The organism is Streptomyces sp. NPDC030798 (assembly GCF_055572275.1).
On record NZ_JBVIDR010000021.1, the window covers coordinates 91,268 to 111,650 of the forward strand.

The window sequence follows — 20,383 nt, forward strand, 5'->3', positions numbered from 1 at the left end:
CCCGCTGCGGCCGACACTGCTCCCGGCGGGATGGCTCCACGGGCGGGACAGATCCGCGGGCGGGACTCCTGGAGCCGGCACGGCTCCCGGCGGGATGGCTCCGCGAGCGGGACCGCCCCGAGCGGGACAGATCCACGAGCGGCACCGCTGCGGCTGGCACGGCTCCCGGCGGGATGGCTCCGCGAGCGGGACCGCCCCGAGCGGGACAGATCTGCCGGCGGGGTCGCTCCGGGCGGTGGATCCGCGGGTGGGATCACTGCGGCCGGCAGCGCTCAAGGCAGCACCGCTCCGGGGGCATGGCTACGCGTCCGGGATCGCTCTCGGACGGCACCGATACGGGCGGGTGGCACTGCTCCGGCGTCATTGTGGTGGAGAATGCGCAGGTCAGGGGCGTTGTCAGACCCCCCTGCCACACTCGCAGTCATGACCGACCGGTGGGCTCTCGCGCCGGCCGAGGACGGTGGCGTGGACGTCGCCCCCCTCGGCCCGGACGGGCTGCCCGCCGGGCCGGTGCGGCGGGAGAGCGATCCCGCCGGGGCGGTGCGGAGCCGCCCGGAGGTGACGCGCTGGGTGTGGCGGTCGACCGCCGAGGTCTACCCGCGACTGCTCGCCACGGGGGTGCGAGTCGCGCGGTGCTACGACGTCGAGGACGCCGAAACACTCCTGCTGGGCCACGAGGGCCGGTACGGCGAGCCGCGTTCGGCCGCCGCAGCCCTGGCCCGCCTCCGGGGCGGCCCCGTACCGCCCGACCCGCCGCAGCGCCCCGCCGAACCGGGCGCGCAGTCCCCGCTGTTCGAGCCGGCCGGCACCCGGCTGCCCCTGCAGGACCTGCTCGCGGTCTACGCCGAGCAGCAGCGGCGGCACGAGCACACGGCGCATCCCGACCGCATGCGGCTGCTGACCGCCGCCGAGTCGGCGGGGACCCTGGTGGCCGCCGAGTTGAACCGTGCCGGCCTCCCCTGGAGCGCCGAGGTCCACCGCGGCCTGCTCCACGACCTGCTCGGCGAGCGGTACGCGGGCGGTGGTGAGCCCCGCCGCCTGGCCGAGCTGGCGGACGAGGTGTCCGCTGCCTTCGGCCGCCGGGTGCGGCCCGACCTGCCCGCCGATGTGATCAAGGCCTTCGCGCAGGCCGGGATCAAGGTGCGCTCCACCCGCCGCTGGGAGATCGCATCCGTCGACCACCCGGCCGTCGAACCCCTGCTGGAGTACAAGAAGCTGTACCGGATCTGGGTGGCCCACGGCTGGTCCTGGCTGCAGGACTGGGTGCGCGACGGGCGCTTCCGGCCGGAGTTCCAGGCCGGCGGGACGGTCACCGGCCGCTGGGTGACCAACGGCGGGGGCGCGCTGCAGATCCCCAAGGTGATCCGGCGGGCCGTGGTCGCCGACCCCGGCTGGCGGCTGGTCGTGGCCGACGCCGACCAGATGGAGCCGCGCGTGCTGGCGGCGATCTCCCGCGACCCCGGCCTGATGGAGGTGGCCGGCCGCGCGAGCGACCTCTACCAGGCCGTCTCCGACCGCGCCTTCTCCGGCGACCGGAACCAGGCCAAGATCGCCGTGCTCGGCGCGGTCTACGGGCAGACCTCCGGCGACGGCCTGAAGAACCTCGCCGCGCTGCGCCGCCGCTTCCCCAAGGCGGTGGCCTACGTCGACGAGGCCGCGCGGGCCGGCGAGGAGGGCCGGCTCGTGCGCACCTGGCTGGGCCGGACCTGCCCACCGGCCGCCGGGGCGGGCGAGGACGCGGCGGAGGAGGCGGGCATCCCCGTCGCGGACGACGACACCGAGGGCCAGGCGGACGGCCAGGCCTGGGTTCCCGGCTACGCCTCGACCAACTCCCGCGCGCGGGGCCGCTTCGCGCGCAACTTCGTGGTGCAGGGCAGCGCCGCCGACTGGGCCCTGCTGCTGCTCGCCGCGCTGCGGCAGACGCTGTGGGACATGAAGGCCGAGCTGGTCTTCTTCCAGCACGACGAGGTGATCGTGCACTGCCCCGCCGAGGAGGCCGACACGGTCGTGGAGGCCATCAAGGACGCCGCCGGTCTCGCCGGCCGGCTGACGTTCGGCGAGACCCCGGTGCGCTTCCCGTTCACGACAGCGGTGGTGGAGTGCTATGCCGACGCCAAGTGACCGCGTCTTACGGCGCCGTGCCGCCGGTCAGCAGCTCCCGCAGCTCCTCCAGCACCACCTGCTCGTCGGTGCCGTCCAGGGCCGCGAGAGCCGCACGCCAGGCGTCACGCGCCTGCGCCGTCCGCCCCTGCTCGCGCAGCAGCAGCCCCTGCTGGTGGCGGGCGAGACCGCCCATGTACCGGTCGGCGCGGGCGTCGGCCCGGCGCAGCAGCTCGCCGCACTCGCGCAGGGCCCGCTCCCCCTCGCCGAGCTGCCGCAGCGCGCGGACCAGTCCGAGCCGGGTCTGGGACTCGCCGTGCCAGTCGCCGTGTCCGCCGAGGATGCGCAGGCTCTCCTCGAAGTGCCCGGCGGCCGCCTCCGGTTCGCCGAGCGTGAGGTGGGCGTACCCGATGTTGCAGTGCGCCGAGTGCTGCACGATGACGGCTCCGATGGCGTCTCCGATCGCCAGCGAGCGGCGGTGCTGCTCGATGGCGGCGCGCGGGTCGGTGTGCTCGTAGAGATTGCCGAGGTGGCTGTGGGTGACCGCCTCCCCGTAGGGGTCGTCCAGCTCCCGGGAGTGGGCGAGGCTCTGACGCAGCGCCTCCCCGGACTCCGCGTACCGGCCGAGGCCCTCGAGCAGCAGCCCCCGGTTGTTCAGGCAGCGCCGGATCCAGGAGACCCGGCCGAGCCGCCGCCAGATCACCAGTGCCTGGTCGGTGAGGCTGAGGGCGTCGTTCTGCCGCCCGGTCAGGAAGTGCAGTCCCGCGAGGTCGCCCAGTGCGTACGCCTCGGCCGCCGCGTCGCCGAGCCGCCGCGCGGTGACGAGCGCGGCCCGCCCCAGCACCTCCATCTCGGCGACGCGGCCGCTGCGCTGGACGTACGGGAAGAGCAGGCGGACGAGCGTGGAGAGGTGGGCGGCCCTCCGGTCGTCGTCCGTGTCGGCGTTCCGCGCCACGAGCGCGACGATGTTCTCCAGCTCCCCGTCACCCCACCCGAAGGCCTCCTCGGCGGACTCGAAGGGGGGCACGGCCGCCACGTCCGCCGCGTGCTCGGGGGGCTGGGCGCAGGTGGGCTGCCGGCGGTCGTCGTGGTCGAGACCGGGCTCGACGATGGCGGTGAGAGCGCGCTCGGCCACGGCCGCGTACCAGCGGAGGGCGATCAGGTCGGGGGCAGGGGCGTGGGCGGGAGGCGTGGCCGGCCCGGGAGCCGGGGTCGGGCTCTTCGCCGAGGCGGGGGCCGTGCCTGCGGAGTCGTGGGGCCGGGGAGTCGTGGCGGGCGCGGGTGCCCGACCTGGGATCGGCGCCGTGGCCGGGTTGGGGGCGGTGCCTGCGGGGCGGTCGGCGCAGAGGGCCTGGGTGGTGCCCGCCGGGCGGTTCGTGGGGGTGGCGGGCGTGCCGGGGCCGGTGGGGGCGGTGGGGCCGGCCGTGGCGTTCGTGGGAGGTGCGGTGTGTTCGTCGGCCAGTTCGCGGGCGTAGTCGCGGACCAGGTCGTGCGGGGCGTAACGGCCGTAGGCCGTCTCCTCCAGCAGCGCCACGTCGACCAGTCGGTCCAGGGCCGCCTCGGCGCGCCGCTCGTCGGTACCGGTGAGGCGGGCGACCAGCGGGGCGCCGTAGGTCGGCAGATCGAGGGTGCCGATGCGGCGCAGGGCGAGGGCCGCGTCCCGGTCGGCCTCGCGCTCGGCTGCGGCGAGGGCGTCGTGGGCGACGGCCAGCGAACGGCGGACGCTCAGATCGTCGTACTCGAGGTGATGCAGCCTGCCTTCCTTGGCGGCCAGTTGACCGGCCAGCACGTCCGGGGTGAGGGCCTGGCGGGCGGCCAGCCGGGCGGCGACGACCCGCAGGGCGAGTGGAAGCCTGCCGGTCAGCTCCACCAGGGCGTGGCCGGCGTCGAGGCCTGCGCGGCCACTCACCGCGCGTAGCAACGCCGCGCTGTCCTCACTCGTCAGCGGTCCGAGCGGGACGCGACGGGCCCCGTCCAGTGCGGTCAGCGGCGAGCGGCTGGTGACGATCACCGCGCAGCCGGGGCCGGCCGGCAGCAGGGGGCGCACCTGGGCGGCGCTGGCCGCGTCGTCCAGCAGGAGCAGGATGCGGGCGGGGGCCAGGAGGGAGCGGAGCAACGCGGCGGCGGCATCCGGGTGTTCGGGGATGTTGCGGGGGTCGGCGCCGAGGTCGCGGAGCAGGGCGGTGAGGGCCTGCGCCGGGCTGAGGGGGGTCATGCCGGGGGTGGCGCCGTGCAGGTTCACGTACAGCTGGCCGTCAGGGAAGCGTTCGCGCAGGGCGTGGGCCGCCTGCAGGGCGAGGGCACTCTTGCCGACGCCGGCCATGCCGCTGATCACGGCGAGGTGGCTGCGGCGAGTGGCGAGGGTGTGCTGCAGGTCGGTGAGTTCGGGGGTGCGGCCGGTGAAGTTGGCCGGTGGCGGGGGGAGTTGTGCGGGTGCGGGCCGGCCTTCGGCCGGGCCCGGGCTCCCACCCGCACCACCCGTGCGACTTTCGTCGTCGGGTGCGGGTGGCCCCTGCGGGGCGGGAGCACCGTCGGCGGCTGCGGGTGCGGGGGCCGGACCGCCAGTGCGGAGCGACCTGCCGTCGACGGGCACGGACGCGGGGATGCCAGAACCGAGCGACGCACCGTCGGCGGGCGCGGTCGCGGAGGCGCCGGAGCCGGGCAACGCACCCTCGGCGGACGCGGGGCCGCTGAAGCGAGGCGACGCGCCCTCGGCGGTTACGGATCCTTCGGCGCCGGAGCGAGGGGACTCGCCGTCAGCAGGCGTGTCGGCGGGTGTGGGGCCGGCAGGGCGAAGCGACTCGCTGTCCGTGCGTGCGGGGGTGTCGGAGTGAGGCGGCTTGCCGTCAGCAGAGGTGGGGGCGGCCGACGGGAGTCGCTCGGGGTCGGCAGGTGACGGCGGGCCGGGTCGGGTGCGGTCCGCGGCGGTGGGTGCCGGGGCGGCTTCAGGCGCCGGTGCGGGGGTGCTCTCGGACGGATTCTCGGCGTCGGTCGGCTCATGGTCGGCCGGGGTGGGGGTGTGCCCGGGTGCGGGCAGCGGAGTGACCGGTGACTCGTGGTCGGCCGGGGTGCGGGTGTGCCCGGGTGCGGGCAGCGGAGTGACCGGTGGCTCGTGGTGGTGGGACGGTGTCGTCAGGTCCCGCAGGACCTCCGCGTGGGCCTCGCGGATGGCCGGACCGGGCTCGATGCCGAGCTCCTCCACCAGGCGGGTGCGCAGATCGCGGTGGACGGCCAGGGCCTCGGCCTGGCGACCGGTGCGATGCAGGGCGAGCATCAGCTGGCGGTGGTACGCCTCGCGCAGCGGATGCTCGGCGACCAGCGCCGCCAGCTCGGGGACAAGAGCGGCCAACCGGATCCCGCCGAGGGCGAGTTCGGCGTCGTACCGCCACTCCAGCAGGAGCAGCCGCGCCTCCTCCAGGCGCTGGACGAAGGCGTAGCCGCCGAAGTCGGCGGGCAGTCCGCTGAGCGGGGTACCGCGCCACAGCGCGAGCGCCGCCGTGGAGGTGTCCATCACGCGGGCCCAGTCGCGCCGGGCGTGCGCGGCACGCGCCTGCTCGACCCGGGCATCGAACACGTGCACGTCGAGCTCGCCGCCGTTGACCCGCAGCAGATACCCGGGCGCCACGGCCCTGAGCCGCTCGGGGTTGTCCAGGAGCCGGCGCAGCCGGGTGACGTGGTTGTGCAGCGAGGCCTGTGCGGAGACAGGGGGCGCCCCGCCCCACAGGGCGTCCTTCAGCGACTCGACCGACACGACACGGCCGGCTTCCAGCAGCAGCGCGGCGAGCAGGGCGCGTACCTTCGGGCTGCCGATGGGGCGGACGAGGTTGCCGAGAGCGGAGTCAGGGCCGTCCTCGTGAGCGCGGTGGGGGGAGCCGGGGGCGTGGCGGGGGGCGTCGTACGAAATCCCGTACAGCTGTCGGTCGTAGAGGACCGGGGGTCCCAGCAGTCCGAACCGCAGCTCGCACCGCCGCCTCACGCCGCTCCTCTGCCTCTCGCGCTGTCCTGTCCGCCGTGCCGCGCGGCGGGCACGTGCCCGCCGTTCCCTGGCGGAATCCCGCCCTTCCACATCGGTTTCCCGCCACGTTCCGTCTGCCGGTCCGCGCCGGGATCCACTAGGGTTCCCGCTTGCCGCCGCTTCTGTCCGGCGACTTCCGGCCAACTGGTCCGCGGCTTACGGACGAACCGTTGGCCACATGTTAGCGATCCGTTGGCGAACCCTGATGTGATCCTTTCATCGGATCGGGTCCAACGGTGCGCGCGTGATGTCGCGTAACTCGGGGGAGTGTCGCCGCAGGCCTGATCCGGGGACGCAGGAGGGCTCCGGTCGGCGGAGGTGAACGACCGGGGCCCTGTCCCGTCCCTTGTGCCCGCGGACTCGGACGAAGCCCCAGTGCCCGGCACGCCCGGGTCGTGTCTCCAGGGTTGGGCGGGATCCTGCAGCCGCGCCCTGGCGTCGGCCACCCCGGCACGGCCCGCCGTCAGCCGCAGCGTCACGACAGCCAGGATTCCCGCGATCAGGCCGAAGGCCAGTGGGTCCGGACGCCGCCGCCGAGGACGAGAGGTGAACGAGTCCGCAACCGACGGCGAGCAGCAGCGCGTCGCCGGCCCGGTGGAGCAGCCAGTCGTCGAACTGCGTACCCGTCGGTCCCGACCGGGCGCCGCGCGGTCCGCCGCTTCACGGGACGAACGTCACCTCCGGGAAGGCCGGGCTCGGGCCGTCGAGCAGGTGGCGGTGCGTCCGGTGCCGCAGGTGCAGGTCGAAGAAGGCGAGCGGGTACGCCTGCTGGATCCGCACCGCCCGGGCCGGATCGAGGGTGCCGATCCAGCCCTGAAGATCCGCGGGACTCATCCCGACAGCCTGTGCCAGCTGCGGGATCAGGAACTGGACGTCGCAGTACGACGAGTGAACCGCGCCCTCTGCCTGGATGTTGAGCCGCCATCCCCGCAGGTGCGACCAGAAATCGGCGACGCTCGGCTGCGTGGCCCTGGGGAACTCGGCGGTCATCAGCATGAACGGCCGGTCCAGGTCGGTGGTGACCGTCGGCTGCATCGGCCCGTCAAAGCTCAGCCCGGCCTGCAGGCGCCGGTCTTCGCTCATCACCCAGGCCGTCGCCGTCGCACCCTTCGACCAGCCGAACATGCCGATGCGCCGCGGATCGAGGGCGCCGAGCAGGCCGGCCGGCAGCGGCCGCTCTTCGGCGTCGGGGTTGCGCCCGGCCGCGAGGTCCTCGACGCGGTCGAGCACGAATCGTATGTCGGTGGCGAAGTCCCGCGGTGTCAGGGCAGGTCGATCGAGCGGGACCGTGAGCCGGCCGTCGGGGAACACGCTGAACGCGTCGTACGTGTGGTCGACCGTGACCACGACATACCCGTGGCTGGCGAGTTCCTGCACCACGATGGTGGCGTCCGCCCGGTGATCGTGCGCACCGTGCGAGAAGACGACGACGGGCAGTCGCCGGCCCGTGCGCAGCACCGGGGCGCCCTCGTGACCGGCCGTGAGTGGTGCCACCGCGACATCGGCCGGAAAGCCCGCCGACGTGAGGAGTGCCCGCGCCACGGCGGGGGACGTCCAGGCGGCCCGTGGATACCGTTTGACGCCCCGGGCGGGGTACCAGACGGCGGCCATCAACGCGCGGTGATGCCCGGAGCCGGCCACGGGATCGGGACGTGAGGTGTCGACGAGGTGCAGGGGCACCGTGCCCACCGGGTACGGTCCGGTCGGCGCGGGCAGGGTGAGCCGCACCGGGTCCGCGGTGGTCGAAGCCGCCCGGGCCGGGCCTGCGACGCCCATCGGCACGGCGGTCCCGACCGCCAGCGCGGCTCCGAGCATGCCTCGGCGGGTCATCCCTTCTCGGTTCACGAACGGAGTGGTCGTCATGGGTCCTCCCTGGGTTTCTGGACAGCACTGGACAGCACCGGACAGCACTGGACTGCACCGGGCGCCTGGGCCGCCCCCGGCCCGAATTTCGCTCCGGCCATGGCCCGGCCCCGGTCCCCGGCCCCGGTCCCGGTCCCGGTCCCGGCAGTGTTTCGGTCTCGATCGGCTCAGTGGCTCGGTGGAGTGCGGCCTTCACGCGGCGCGGACATGAGGTGGGCGAGCACGGCCAGCACCCGACGGTTGTCGTCGTCGGAGGGGGCGAGCCCCAGCTTGGCGAAGATGCCGGTGCTGTGCTTCGACACGGCCTTCTCGCTGATGAACAGCCGGTTCGCGATGGCGCTGTTGGAGCGTCCCTCGGCCATCAGCTCAAGCACCTGACGCTCCCGCTCGGTCAGCCTGGAGATCGGTTCGCCTTCACCACGGCTGCGGCGGCCGAGCAGCTTGGTGACCACTTCCGGGTCCATGACCGTGCCACCCGCGGCCACCGTACGGATCACGTCGACGAACTGGTCGTCGCTGAACACCCGGTCCTTGAGCAGATAGCCGACCCCTCCGGCCTGATCGGCGAGCAGCTCCTGGGCGTAGATCTGCTCGACGTACTGGGAGAGCAGCAGAATCGGCAGCCCGGGTATCCGTTCCCGGGCGGACAGCGCCGCACGGAGTCCGTCATCGGTGTGGGTGGGCGGCAGCCTGATGTCCACGATCGCGAGGTCCGGCCGGAGCTCCAGCAGCGCTCGGAGCAGGCCCGGCGCACTGTCGGTGGCCGCCACGATCTCGAACCCACGTGCCTTGAGGAGTCTGACCAGCCCTTCCCTGAGCAGGAACAGATCCTCCGCGACGACTACGCGCACGGCACCTCCATGACCACGATCGTCGGCCCCCCGAGCGGGCTGCTGACCGCCAGGATGCCGTCGAAGGCCGCCAGCCGTCGCTCCACCCCGGCCAGCCCGGTGCCCCGGGCGGGATCCGCGCCGCCCACCCCGTCGTCGGCCACCTCGATGCGCACCAGCCCGTCCGTCCGGGCCATCCGGATCCGGAGGCCCTGCGCCGAGGCGTGCCGGACGGCGTTGGTGACCACCTCGGCGACCGCGAAGTAGCAGGCCGACTCCAGCGGGGCGGCGAGCCGTCCGGGCAGATCGATCTCGGTCTCACACGGCAGGGGCAGGTCCAGTGCGAGCGCCCGGACCGCCTCCCCCAGGCCCCGGTCGGCCAGCATCGGCGGGTGTATCCCCCTGATCAGGCCGCGCAGTTCCTCCAGTGCCGCGGCCGAGGCGACGCGGGCCTCCACCACCAGTGCGGCGGCCTCGTGCGGATCGCTGTGGATCATCTCCTCCGCGACCCGGAGGTTCATACCGATGGTGACCAGCCTTCCCTGCGCCCCGTCGTGCAGATCCCGCTCGATCCTGCGCAGTTCCGCGGCCGCGGAGCCGACCGCCTCGGCCCGTGTCTCGGTCAGCTCCGCCACCCGCCGGGCCAGCGCCGGATCCGGCCCCCGCCCGAGCAGCCGCCGGGCATCCGGCAGCACGGTCAGCGGCAGCAGCCACAGCCCGAGGGCCAGCAGCACCGCCCCCTGGATCCCGCCGAGAACCGACGCATGGTGAGCCGTCTCGACGGGGAGCAGCGGCGCCGGCCCGGTCGGGGAGCCGAACTTCTGCACCACCACCAGCGACTTGCCGAACCCGCTCTGGGCGACGTCGTACACCCCGATCCCGACCAGCCCCAGGGCCGCCAGGTTCGCCGCCGCCCGCGGCCACCTCACCAGCCCGAGCACGACGGCCGCCAACAGCGCCAGCCCCGCCAGGTAACTCACCACTGCCGGCCCGATCCCGGTGCCCGGCGAGGCGGACTGCCACAGATCGAGGCCGAGCAGGTCACCGGTCATCACCACGACGGCGGGCAACAGCAGGGCCCAGCGCGCGGACCTCGGCGCGTCGGCGGCGGCCAGACGCGCGAGCCTGCCGCTCGCCGTCCGGCGCAGCGCCGCACCGGCGAAGGCGGCGAGCACGGGGACGCTCACACAGCCCACCAGGACGTTCAGCAGTACCCGTCCATAGCCGGCAGAGGAATGCGTGAGCCAGTACGTGCATTCCAGCAGTTCCCCGGTCACCGCCCCGACCGCGGGCAGCACCCACCGCCCGGGCACGCTCGCCGAGGTGAGCAGCGCGGTGGCCAGCAGGCCGGCCATGAGCAGCGCCGCCGGGAGCAGCCCGTCGGGTTGCAGTTCCGGCACGGTGACGACGTAGCCGGCGCCTCCGGCGGAGTTGTGCAGCGCGAACAGCAGAGCGGGCACACTGCCGTACGCCGCCGTGCCCAGCAGTCCCGCCACGACGGGCCAGCCGATCCGCCCGGCCGGTCGCACGGTGTTCACCGGCCGGCCCCGCGCCGGCTCCGCCCTGACGGCCAGCACAGCGCAGACCGCGGTCAACACCACGAGCACGCCTCCCGGCCAGGGCGCCCCGCCCACCGGAAACGGCCACATGTCCGCCCCCCCGTCTCGTCACCGGGCCACGCGCTGTGACCCGGGGATCATGCTGCTGCGAGGGGCCCGGCAGACGCCATGGGCCGAAACCTACTTCTGGGGTGGGTGAACACCTACCGCGGCCGGCCGTCGGGTGGCCGCGGTCGGCGATTCACGTCCCCGCCCGTCGGCGCCGTCCGCCGCCCCCGGGACCGGATGCGCTGCCCGCGAGCCACTCGAAGATGTCGGTGGTCCTTCGTCATCGCCGTCCGCGGTCGACGGGACGGTGGCTGTGCGCTCGCCACCTGCCGTGGTGGTGGGGCCGGCCGCGGTGACGGTGACGGTGACGGTGACGGTGGCATCGTGGGGCGTGGCGCCCGTGCGGTGCACAGTGGTGTCGGGACCGCGCAGTGCCCGTTGACCGCGGGGTGTCCTGCCGGAGCGTCGCGCGGCCGGGGGGTGGGCTGGTGGGGGACAGGGCCTGCCCGTCGAAGGACGGCGGGGCGTCCCTGCCTGCGGCGCCCCAAGCCGTGTCGGGGGCGTCGCCGAGTGTGTAGTCGAGGGTGCCGCCGTACCGTACGAAGGACTCCGGGAGCCAGGCCCTTGAGGAGTTCACGCCGTTGACCTTCAAGGCATGCACATAGGGCGTGTCCGCGGTCGCGCCGGGCGCGCGGATTCTCATCGACCGGCCGCCGTCACGGTGCACGGTGACGGCCGGGAACAGAGGGCCGGCCAGCACCAGTTCGGCCCGGCCCGGCACCTGTGGATACATGCCGAGTGCCGACCAGACGTACCAGGACGACAGGGTGCCCAGGTCGTCGTTGCCCACCTCGCCGTCGGGGCCGGGCCCCCACAGGGTGTTGACGGCGCGGCGGACCACGCTCTGGGTGCGGTACGGAGCGCCGGCGTAGACATACGCCCAGGGAGAGTTCAGGGACGGTTCGTTGCCGAGGAAGGCGTACGGCTTGTCCGGCCCCGCGTCGAGTTCGGTGAAGAACTCGTCCAGCCGCGGGACGACCTTGTCGTTGCCTCCCATCGCCGTGAACAGCCCGGCGAGGTCGTACGGCACCATCCACTGGTACTGGGCGGCGTTGCCCTCCACGTACCCCTTCTGGTCGGCCGGATTGAACGGCGACCAGAAGGAGCCGTCCCGGCCGCGCGGCTGAATCCAGGAGCCGGCGGGGTTGAACAGGTTCCGCCACTGTTGTGCCCGCCTCATGAACGTCGCCTGGGTCCTGGTGTCGCCGAGCCGTCCGGCCAGTGCCGCGATTCCGAAGTCGGCGGTGGTGTACTCGAGGGTGGTCGACGCGTCGTCGGGCAGGTATCCGAGTGACAGGTAATCGGCGAGACCGGGCCGCTCGACGTAACGCACGCCGGTCTGCTGGACGGTGGTCGCACCCTTGACCATGGACGCCAGCGCTGCCCGGGCGTCGAAGTCGGTGGCCCCGAAGGCGTACATGCCGGCGAGGATCGAGTGGTACGGATCGCCGTTCATGACGCCTGTGAAGTCGTTGTCGACCGACCACCGGTCCCACACGTCGCCGGCCTGGTGCGCCTGGTTGTACATGGACTGGGCGATGTCCGAGGCCACGTCGGGGGCGAGCAGGGCGAGCAGCTGAGCCTCACATCGGTATATGTCCCAGCCGGAGAAGTTGGCGTACTGGTGGTGGCCGTCGGGGACTTGGTGGATCTGGCCGTCGAAGCCGATGTACCGGCCGTCCACGTCGTCGAAGACGTTGGGCTGGAGGAGTGAGTGGTAGAGGGCCGTGTAGAAGGTCGTCCGCTGGGTGTCGGTGCCGCCGGCGACCTCGATCTGGTGCAGCCGGGCGTTCCACTGTGCCCGGGTCCTCTCGGCAACGGTGTCGAACGACGCGGAACCCTGCTCCTGCGCTGCGTTCTCGGCGGCGCCGGCGATGCTCACGTAGGACAGGCCGACCTTGACGCCCACGGCATGTGACCTGGTGGTGTCGAAGGTGACGTAGGCCCCTGAGTGTGCCCCTGAGACACGAACGTCCCCCTTGCCGTCGGGCGAGACGACGGCGTCGTGCCATGTGCCGGCGGAGGCGAAGGGCTGGTCGAAGGTGGCCGAGAAGTACACGCGGTAGCGGTTGCGGCTGCCGCAGAAGCCGCCGCTGGTGACGTAGCCGGTGATGGTGCGGCGGGCCTTGCTGATGGTCGCTCGGGCATCGGACGTGCCCCCCACGGAGCCGGAGACATTGACGAGAAGGGATGCCGTACTTCCGGCGGGGTAGGTGAAGCGGCCGGCGCCGGAACGCTGGGTCGCGGTCAGCTCGACCTTCGTACCGGAGGCGAGCGTGACACCGTAGTAGCCGGGTCGCGCCGACTCGGCGTCGTGCGAGAAGCCGTCCAGATAGGTGCCGGGCTCCGTGGCCGGCGACTGGGTCACGGCGCCTGAGTGGGGCATGAAGGGCAGATCCTGGGCGGCGGTGCAGCCGGCGCCGGAAAGGTGGGTCAGGCTGAAGCCACGGATCTCGTGGTCGGTGTAGGCGTAGCCGCCGGGCGTGCGGCTGCGGGTGTCCGGGCTCCACTGCACCATGCCGAAGGGAGCGTCGGCACCGGGGAAGGTGTTGCCTCCGTCGTAGGCGGTGCTGCCGGTCTTCTTCGTGCCGACGAACGGGTTGACGTACTGGGTGAGATCCTGCGGAATGCTGCCGGTCCCGTCATCGGTCGCTGCCCGGACGGGGACCGTCAGGGCGGTGGCGATTCCGACACTGACGGCCATGGCCGGGAGTAACCGGCCCCAGCGCCGCCACTTCGTCAGCACTGGCATAGGAAGCCTCCGCCCAACGCCCCGTCGGCAACGCTGTCACCAGGAGTATTCATGATTTCAGCGGAGAGTGACCAAATGGACGAGGCAAACGAGGTGAGGGGTGGTGCGCAGCGCGGGACGCGGCCGAGAAGCCACCTGGAGCCGGCCGGTGGCACGCGTTTCACGCCGACGTCGCATCCGTGCACGAGAAAGCCCAGCTCAGAACCTGTCTGAGCTGGGCTTCGAATGGAGCCGCTTTCGGGATTCGAACCCGAGACCTACGCATTACGAGTGCGTTGCTCTGGCCATCTGAGCTAAAGCGGCGCGCTGTCCGCACCATGGTGCGATCAGCAACGTCGGTAAGTCTACACAGTTTCGGGGGGTGCTTCGTACCCGCCCCGGAGCAGGCTCGTCCGGGGCGGGCGGGAGGGGCTATGAGCAGCGCTTCCGGGGGGTCGGTGGGGTGCCGTGGAGGAGGTAGGTGTCGATCGCGGAGTCGATGCAGGTGCTGCCGCGGCCGTAGGCGGTGTGGCCGTCACCGACGAAGGTGAGGAGGCGGGCCGAGGTGAGCTGGCTGGCGAGGGACCGGGCCCAGGGGTAGGGCGTCGCCGGGTCGCGGATGGTGCCGACGACCACCAGGGGGGCCGCGCCCTTCGCCTCGATGCGGTGCGGCCGGCCGGTGGCCCGCACCGGCCAGTACGCGCAGTTCAGCGACGCCCAGGCCAGGGCCCGGCCGAAGACCGGGGACGCCTTCTCGAACGCGGGCAGGGCCTTCTCGACCTGCTCGGGGCTGTCGAAGGCGGGCGGCAGGTCGAGGCAGTTCACTGCGGCGTTGGCCATCATCAGGTTGCTGTAGCGGCCGCTCTCGTCGCGTTCGTAGTAGCTGTCGGAGAGGGCGAGCAGGCCGGCACCGTCCTGCTCCTTGATCGCCGAGGTCAGCGCCTCGCGCAGCTGCTCCCAGGCGCCCTGGTCGTACATCGCCGCGATCACCCCGGTGGTGGCCAGTGCCTCGTCCAGCCGGCGGCCGTGCGCGTCGCCCGCCGGGATGGGGTGGGCGTCCAGCCTGCGGAAGAAGGCCCCGAGGCGGACGCCGACCTGGGCGGGCGTCGCGCCCGGGCCGCCGAGCGGGCAGTCGGACTGCCGTACGCAGTCCTTCGCGAACGCCTGGAACGCCGTTTCGAACCCCTTCGTCTGGTCCAGGTTCAGCGTGCGCGCGTCCAGGGACGGGTCCATCGCGCCGTCCAGCACCAGGCGGCCCACCCGCCCCGGGAACAGCCCGGCGTACGTCGCACCGAGGAACGTGCCGTACGACGCCCCGACGTAGTTCAGCTTCGGGTCGCCCAGCACCGCCCGCAGGATGTCCATGTCGCGCGCGGCCTCGACAGTGGACACGTGCCGCAGCAGCCGCGCCGAGTGCGCCCCGCAGCCCTCGGCGAACTTCCGGTACTGCCCGACCAGCTGGTTCGTCTCCCTGCGGTCGTCGGGGGTGATGTCCGTCGCCGTGTACGCGTCCATGTGAGGGCCGTCGAGGCACTCGACGGGCTCGCTGCGGGCGACGCCGCGCGGGTCCATCGCGACCATGTCGTAGCGGGCGCGGACCTCGGCGGGGTAGCCGATGCCCGCGTAACTCTGCAGGTAGCTGATCGCCGAGCCGCCCGGGCCGCCGGGGTTGACCAGCAGCGAACCGAGCGGGGTGCCCTTGCCGGTCGCCTTCTTGCGGGCCACGGCGAGCCGGACGTCGCCCGAGGCGGGCTTGGCGTAGTCCAGGGGCGCCTTCATCGTGGCGCACTGGAACCCGGGGACGCCGCAGGTGCGCCAGCGCAGGTGCTGGCTGTAGTACGGCGACAGCACCGACGGCGTCGACCTGGGCAGCGCGGCCAGCGCCGCCTCCGCCGCACCGCCGGCCGACGTGCCCGGGCTTCCGGCGGAACAGGCGGACACGAGCAGTGCGGCGGCCGCGACGAGGGCGCCCGTGACGCGGGCCGACGCCCCGGTGCGGAGGCGTGTCCGCGTCGGGTCGGTCCGGGTCCCTGGTCGACGGGTCCGGCGGAGGGAGGGCCAGGTGTGCATCAGGCGAGCGTAACGCTGAGCGACGGGGTGCGTGCCGTGCGTGCGGGCGGTCGCCTCGTACGGGGGACCCTCGTACGAGGGACGCCGTCCGTCAACCACCGTACGCCCGAGCCTTGGCCCGCAAAGACGCCGGGCGCTCCCCGCTCGGCTGCCGGTGCCGGCTCAGCCCGACCGCAGTGCCATCGTCATCGCCTCCACCGCCAGCAGTGGGGCCACGTTGCGGTCCAGGGCCTCGCGGCAGGCCGCGATCGCCTCTATGCGGCGCAGTGTGGACTCCGGGGTGCTGGAGCGGGCCAGCCGGTCCAGGGCGTCCTCGGCGTCCCCGTTCGCCATCGCGATCCGGGAGCCCAGCTGGAGGGCGAGGACGTCGCGGTAGAAGCCGGTGAGGTCGCTCAGGGCGACGTCGAGGCTGTCGCGCTGCGTGCGGGTTCTGCGGCGCTTCTGCATGTCCTCGAGGTCCTTCATCACGCCCGCCGTACCGCGCGGCAGCCGGCCGCCCTGGGCCGCGCCCAGCGCCGCCTTCAGTTCCTCGGTCTCCTTGCCGTCCATCTCCTCGGCGAGCTGCTTGGCGTCCTCGGCGGCCGCGTCGACCAGTTCCTGGGCCGCCTTCAGGCAGGACCCCACCTCGTCGAGCCGCAGCGGCAGCCTGAGCACGGCGGCGCGGCGCTCCCGGGCCGCCGGGTCCGTGGCCAGACGCCGGGCCCGGTCGACATGGCCCTGGGTGGCGCGGGCGGCGGCCACCGCGACCTCGGGTTCGATGCCGTCGCGGCGCATCAGCATGTCGGCCACGGCGTCGACCGAGGGCGTGCGCAGGTTCAGGTGGCGGCAGCGGGAGCGGATCGTCGGCAGGACGTCCTCGATCGAGGGGGCGCACAGCAGCCACACCGTGCGCGGGGCGGGCTCCTCGACGGCCTTGAGGACGGCGTTGGCCGACTTCTCGTTCAGCCGCTCGGCGTCCTCGACGAGGATGATCTGCCAGCGACCGTTCGCCGGGGCGGTGAACGACTTGCGGACCGTGTCCCGCATGTCCCGCACGAGGATCTCGGAGCCGACGGCGGCGACGGTGGTGACGTCCGCGTGGGTGCCGAGCAGGGCCGTGTGGCAGCCGTCGCAGAAGCCGCAGCCGGGGGCTCCGCCCAGGGCGCGGTCGGGGCTCACGCACTGCAGGGCGGCGGCGAAGGCCCGCGCCGCCTGGTTCCGGCCCGCTCCGGGCGGACCCGTGAACAGCCAGGCGTGCGTCATCTTCGACGCCTGCGGCAACGGCTCGTCCGCCGCGGCCGCCGTGACGAGGGCGTCGGCGTCCCGCGCCGCGGCGTCGAGCACCGCGGTCACCTTCTCCTGCCCGACGAGGTCGTCCCATACGGTCATGGGTCACGCCGCCCTTCCGTCACCTTGCGCGTTCCGGAATCCATTGTGCGGGTGGGCACTGACACCGACGGCAACGAGGCGGCGCCCGCCGGAGCTCCGACGTGCTCCACGGGCGCCCTTGCGAGCCGGTGGTCCCAGCCGTTGTGTCCTGGTGGCTTCAGCCGTGCGCTTCGGGTGGCCGAGCCGAGCGGGCCGCCCTCGCCGCGGCGACCCGACCCGGACCGGCGGATCCGGTCTCAGCCGCGTCGGCCACGCCCCCGGCCCCGGCGGCCCCGGTCCTCGTCGGGCTCGCCGTACTCCCGCTCGTCGTACGACCCCAGCAGCTCGTCCGCCAGCGACGGCAGGTCGTCCAGCGGAGTCTCCTCGGCCCAGTCGGAGCGCGGGCGGCGGCGGGGCGCGCCGTCGGCGTCGAGCTGGGGCATCTCGCGGGTACGGTCCTCGGAGCCGTCGGGGCCTGCGGCCGGCTGCTCGTCCCGGAAGAAGCCGGGCGGCACCCGGTCCGCCGGGGAGTCCCCCCGCACGGGCGGCAGTACGGCGGTCTCGTCCGCCGCGCCCGGGGTCACCGGTGGGAGGACGGCCGTCTCGTCGGCGGCACCCGGGGTCACCGGCGGGAGGACGGCCGTCTCGTCGGCGGCACCCGGCGGCACGGCCGGCAGCACCGCGGTCTCGTCCGCCGCGCCGGGGGCGGCGGGCGGCTGCGGCAGCTCGGCCGTCACTTCGGAGTCGGGGCCCTTACCGGCCGTGCGGGTACCGGCCGTGCGGGCGTCGTCGGCCCGCCCGTCGCGCACCGGCCGCAGCACTGTCGTCTCCTCCGGGCCCGGAGAGACCACGGGGGTGGGCACCGTCTCGTCGGCGCCCGGCGAGCCGGCCCCGGTCCCGGGCCTCTGTGCGTCCGCCTGCCGGGAGTCCGGCGACACCACCGGGGTCGGCACGGTCACCGCCTCCGGTGTCGCGCGGGGCACCGCCGGCGGCGGTGTGCTGGGCCGGCGGGCGGCCACGTCCGCCGCCGCTGCCGCCTCGGCCGCCTGACGGCGTGCCTCCTCGGCGCGCAGCAGAGCTTCCTCGGCCTTCCGCTGCGCCTCCAGGCGCCGGGCCTCCTCCTCGGCACGCAGCTTGGCCTGCCGGGCCTCTTCCTCGGCCCGCAGGCGGGCCTCCTCCTCGGCCTGCTTGCGCCGCCGCTCCTCCTCGGCCTTGCGGCGGGCCTCCTCCTCGACGCGGGCCTTCTCCTCGGCGATCAGCCGCTGCCGCTCCTCCTCCGCGCGCCGGGCGGCCTCCGCGGCCCGCTGCCGGGCCTCCTCCGCCTGCCGTTCGGCCTCGCGGCGCTGAGCCTCCTCCAGCTCGCGCCGCTTGCGCTCCTCCTCCTCGGCGCGCAGGCGGGCGAGCTGCTCCTGGCGCTCGCGCTCCAGGCGCTCCTCCTCGGCCTTGCGCGCGGCCTCCTCCTCGGCCTTGCGGCGCGCTTCCTCCTCGGCCTTCTTCCGCGCCTCCTCCTGGGCCTTGATCTCGGCCTCGGACAGCGGCAGCACGGTGTCGAGCCGGTGCCGGATCACGGTGGTGACGGCCTCGGGCTCCTGCCCGGCGTCGACGACCAGATAGCGGCCGGGGTCGGAGGCGGCGAGGGTGAGGAAACCGGCCCGCACGCGCGCGTGGAACTCGGCGGGCTCCGACTCCAGGCGGTCGGGAGCCTCGGTGAACCGCTCGCGGGCGGTCTCCGGGGAGACGTCCAGCAGGACGGTGAGGTGCGGGACGAGCCCGTTGGTCGCCCAGCGGTTGATGCGGGCGATCTCCGTCGGGGACAGGTCGCGGCCCGCGCCCTGGTAGGCCACCGAGGAGTCGATGTACCGGTCGGAGATGACGACCGCGCCGCGCTCCAGGGCGGGCCGTACGACGGTGTCGACGTGCTCGGCGCGGTCGGCGGCGTACAGCAGCGCCTCCGCGCGGTGCGACAGGCCCGCCGAGGAGACGTCGAGCAGGATGGAGCGCAGCCGCTTGCCGACCGGGGTCGCCCCCGGCTCGCGGGTGAGCACGACCTCGTGGCCCTTGCCGCGGATCCACTCGGCGAGGGCTTCGGCCTGGGTGGACTTGCCGGCGCCGTCGCCGCCCTCCAAGGCGATGAAGAAGCCGGTGGCCGCGGGAGCCGTCTCCGGGTCGTCGCCGCCGAGCAGCGCGTCCTTGAGGTCCTGGCGCAGCGGGACCCCGGAGCGGTCGTCGACCTTGGCGAGCACGAGCGCGGCCACCGGCAGCAGCAGCGCGCCGACCAGCATCAGGGTGAAGGCGGCGCCGCCGTGCGCGAAGACGAACCTGCCGTTCTCCAGCCGGTGCGGGCCGATGAGGGCCGCGACCAGGGGTGCGATCAGGGCGCCGAGAGCCACGAAGACCCGGACGACCGCGTGCAGGTGCTCGGTGGTGCGGGACCGGCGGTACTCCTCGGTCTCCTGGTCGAGCAGCGCGTGCCCGGTGTTGGCGGCGACGCCGGCGGCCACGCCCGCCAGGGTGACGATCAGCAGCACCGTGGTGACGTCCGGGACGAGCCCGGCGGCCAGCAGGGCGATGCCGGTGAAGGCGATGGCCAGCGCGAGGAGCCGGCGGCGCGAGAGCGAGGGCAGCACCGAGGGCGCCGTACGGATGCCGACGGCGACACCACCGGTCAGGCCCAGCACCAGCAGGCCGTACAGGACCGGGCCGCCGCCCAGGTCCTTGGCGTGCAGCACGCACACCGCCACAGCGGCGGAGATGGCCCCGGCCACGGCGGCGCAGGCCGGGACGAGCAGCGGGATCGCGCCGGTGCGGCCCTTGTCGACGCCGGTGCCGGTGCGCGGGCGGCGCAGGCCCTCCAGCGGGGAACGCGCGCGCGGGGTGCGCGTGCCGGGCAGCTCCAGGTAGACGAGCACGGACAGGGACGCGGCGAAGAGCCCGGCCGCCACGTACGACGCGAGGGCCGCCTTGTGCTGGTCGAACCAGGCGACGCCGGTGCCGAGCAGATTGTTCAGCAGGGCGGCCACGACCAGGGCGGCGGCGGCGAGCGGGATGGCCAGGAAGCCGGTGCGCAGCGCGAGCCGGCGCAGGGCGTCGAGGTGGTCCGGCAGCGGCCGCACCGTCGCACCCTCCGGCGGCGGGGCCGGCAGCAGTGCGGGCGCGGCGCTCTCCCGGCACACCGTCCACAGCCGCTCGGCGACGCCGGTGAGGAAGGCGGTGACGAGCAGCAGGGCGAGCGCGTTGTCCGGGGTCCAGTCGATCCACAGGGGCGCGACGATCAGCAGCGCGGCCCGCACGCCGTCGGCGCCGACCATGGTCCAGCGGCGGTCGAGCGGGCCCTCGTGCGCGGTGAGCGTGGTCAGCGGACCGAGGAGGACGGCGCCGAAGAGCAGCGTGGCGAGGATGCGCGCGGCGAAGACGGTCGTCACCGCCAGTGCCACACCCCGGTAACCGCCGCCGAAGGAGCCCTCGGCGATCGATGCCTGCAGGACGAGGAGGACCAGCACGAGCAGCGCGAGGGTGTCACCGACACCGCTCACGAGCTGTGCGCTCCACAGGCGCCTCACCTGCGGGCGGCGCAGCAGTGAGCGGACGGCGCGCTCGCGGGAGTCCGCGATGAGGGCGTCGTCCGGTTCTGTGGTGGGGGCCGTTGGCTGCTCGGCTCGCGTCATGCGTTCAGACTATCCGCAGCCGCTGACACCACACCTGGGTCGCCCCACGCACGCGATCGCCCCGACATCAAAGCGATGCCGGGGCGTTGGATTCG

Annotated in this window: 9 protein-coding genes and 1 tRNA gene; 1 reads left to right on the plus strand and 9 read right to left on the minus strand. The window is 74.0% G+C overall.

The window, feature by feature from the left end; genetic code table 11:
- Window positions 1-423: 423 nt before the first annotated feature.
- On the plus strand, window positions 424-2,121 hold the full coding sequence (locus tag ACZ404_RS34745) for a bifunctional 3'-5' exonuclease/DNA polymerase (protein WP_468446994.1): 1,698 nt from the start codon (window positions 424-426) through the stop codon (window positions 2,119-2,121).
- Between the two features lie 7 nt (window positions 2,122-2,128).
- On the opposite strand, the gene ACZ404_RS34750 is transcribed toward ACZ404_RS34745, so the two are convergent.
- The 9 genes from ACZ404_RS34750 to tmk form a co-directional block, all read right to left on the minus strand.
- Window positions 2,129-6,076, minus strand: coding sequence for a BTAD domain-containing putative transcriptional regulator (locus tag ACZ404_RS34750; protein WP_468446996.1), 3,948 nt, complete (start codon window positions 6,074-6,076; stop codon window positions 2,129-2,131).
- A gap of 699 nt (window positions 6,077-6,775) precedes the next feature.
- On the minus strand, window positions 6,776-7,978 hold the full coding sequence (locus tag ACZ404_RS34755; RefSeq protein ID WP_468446998.1) for an alpha/beta hydrolase family protein: 1,203 nt from the start codon (window positions 7,976-7,978) through the stop codon (window positions 6,776-6,778).
- Window positions 7,979-8,145: 167 nt separating this feature from the next.
- A complete protein-coding gene (locus tag ACZ404_RS34760; protein WP_468447000.1) occupies window positions 8,146-8,829 on the minus strand; it encodes a LuxR C-terminal-related transcriptional regulator in 684 nt (227 codons plus the stop codon).
- Window positions 8,820-10,346, minus strand: coding sequence for a sensor histidine kinase (locus ACZ404_RS34765; RefSeq protein ID WP_468447002.1), 1,527 nt, complete (start codon window positions 10,344-10,346; stop codon window positions 8,820-8,822). Before ACZ404_RS34765 ends, ACZ404_RS34760 begins: the two co-directional genes overlap by 10 nt.
- A 349-nt stretch (window positions 10,347-10,695) precedes the next feature.
- Window positions 10,696-13,179 carry a GH92 family glycosyl hydrolase gene (locus ACZ404_RS34770; protein WP_468447004.1) on the minus strand — a complete coding sequence of 828 codons (2,484 nt, stop codon included), beginning with the start codon at window positions 13,177-13,179 and terminating at the stop codon, window positions 10,696-10,698.
- Window positions 13,180-13,453: 274 nt separating this feature from the next.
- Window positions 13,454-13,530: transfer RNA gene (locus tag ACZ404_RS34775), tRNA-Thr, on the minus strand.
- A gap of 108 nt (window positions 13,531-13,638) precedes the next feature.
- On the minus strand, window positions 13,639-15,276 hold the full coding sequence (locus tag ACZ404_RS34780; protein WP_468447006.1) for an alpha/beta hydrolase: 1,638 nt from the start codon (window positions 15,274-15,276) through the stop codon (window positions 13,639-13,641).
- Window positions 15,277-15,438: 162 nt separating this feature from the next.
- Window positions 15,439-16,644, minus strand: coding sequence for a DNA polymerase III subunit delta' (locus ACZ404_RS34785; RefSeq protein ID WP_468447007.1), 1,206 nt, complete (start codon window positions 16,642-16,644; stop codon window positions 15,439-15,441).
- A gap of 236 nt (window positions 16,645-16,880) precedes the next feature.
- Complete coding sequence (gene tmk, locus ACZ404_RS34790) at window positions 16,881-20,288, minus strand: dTMP kinase (protein ID WP_468447009.1); 3,408 nt, start codon at window positions 20,286-20,288, stop codon at window positions 16,881-16,883.
- Window positions 20,289-20,383: the final 95 nt, after the last annotated feature.

Coding starts and splice junctions, on each gene's coding strand:
- ACZ404_RS34745 (WP_468446994.1), top strand. CDS start 424: ATGACCGACCGGTGGGCTCTCGCGCCGGCCGAGGACGGTGGCGTGGAC.
- ACZ404_RS34755 (WP_468446998.1), bottom strand. CDS start 7,978: ATGACGACCACTCCGTTCGTGAACCGAGAAGGGATGACCCGCCGAGGC.
- ACZ404_RS34770 (WP_468447004.1), bottom strand. CDS start 13,179: ATGGCCGTCAGTGTCGGAATCGCCACCGCCCTGACGGTCCCCGTCCGG.
- ACZ404_RS34780 (WP_468447006.1), bottom strand. CDS start 15,276: ATGCACACCTGGCCCTCCCTCCGCCGGACCCGTCGACCAGGGACCCGG.
- ACZ404_RS34785 (WP_468447007.1), bottom strand. CDS start 16,644: ATGACCGTATGGGACGACCTCGTCGGGCAGGAGAAGGTGACCGCGGTG.
- tmk (WP_468447009.1), bottom strand. CDS start 20,288: ATGACGCGAGCCGAGCAGCCAACGGCCCCCACCACAGAACCGGACGAC.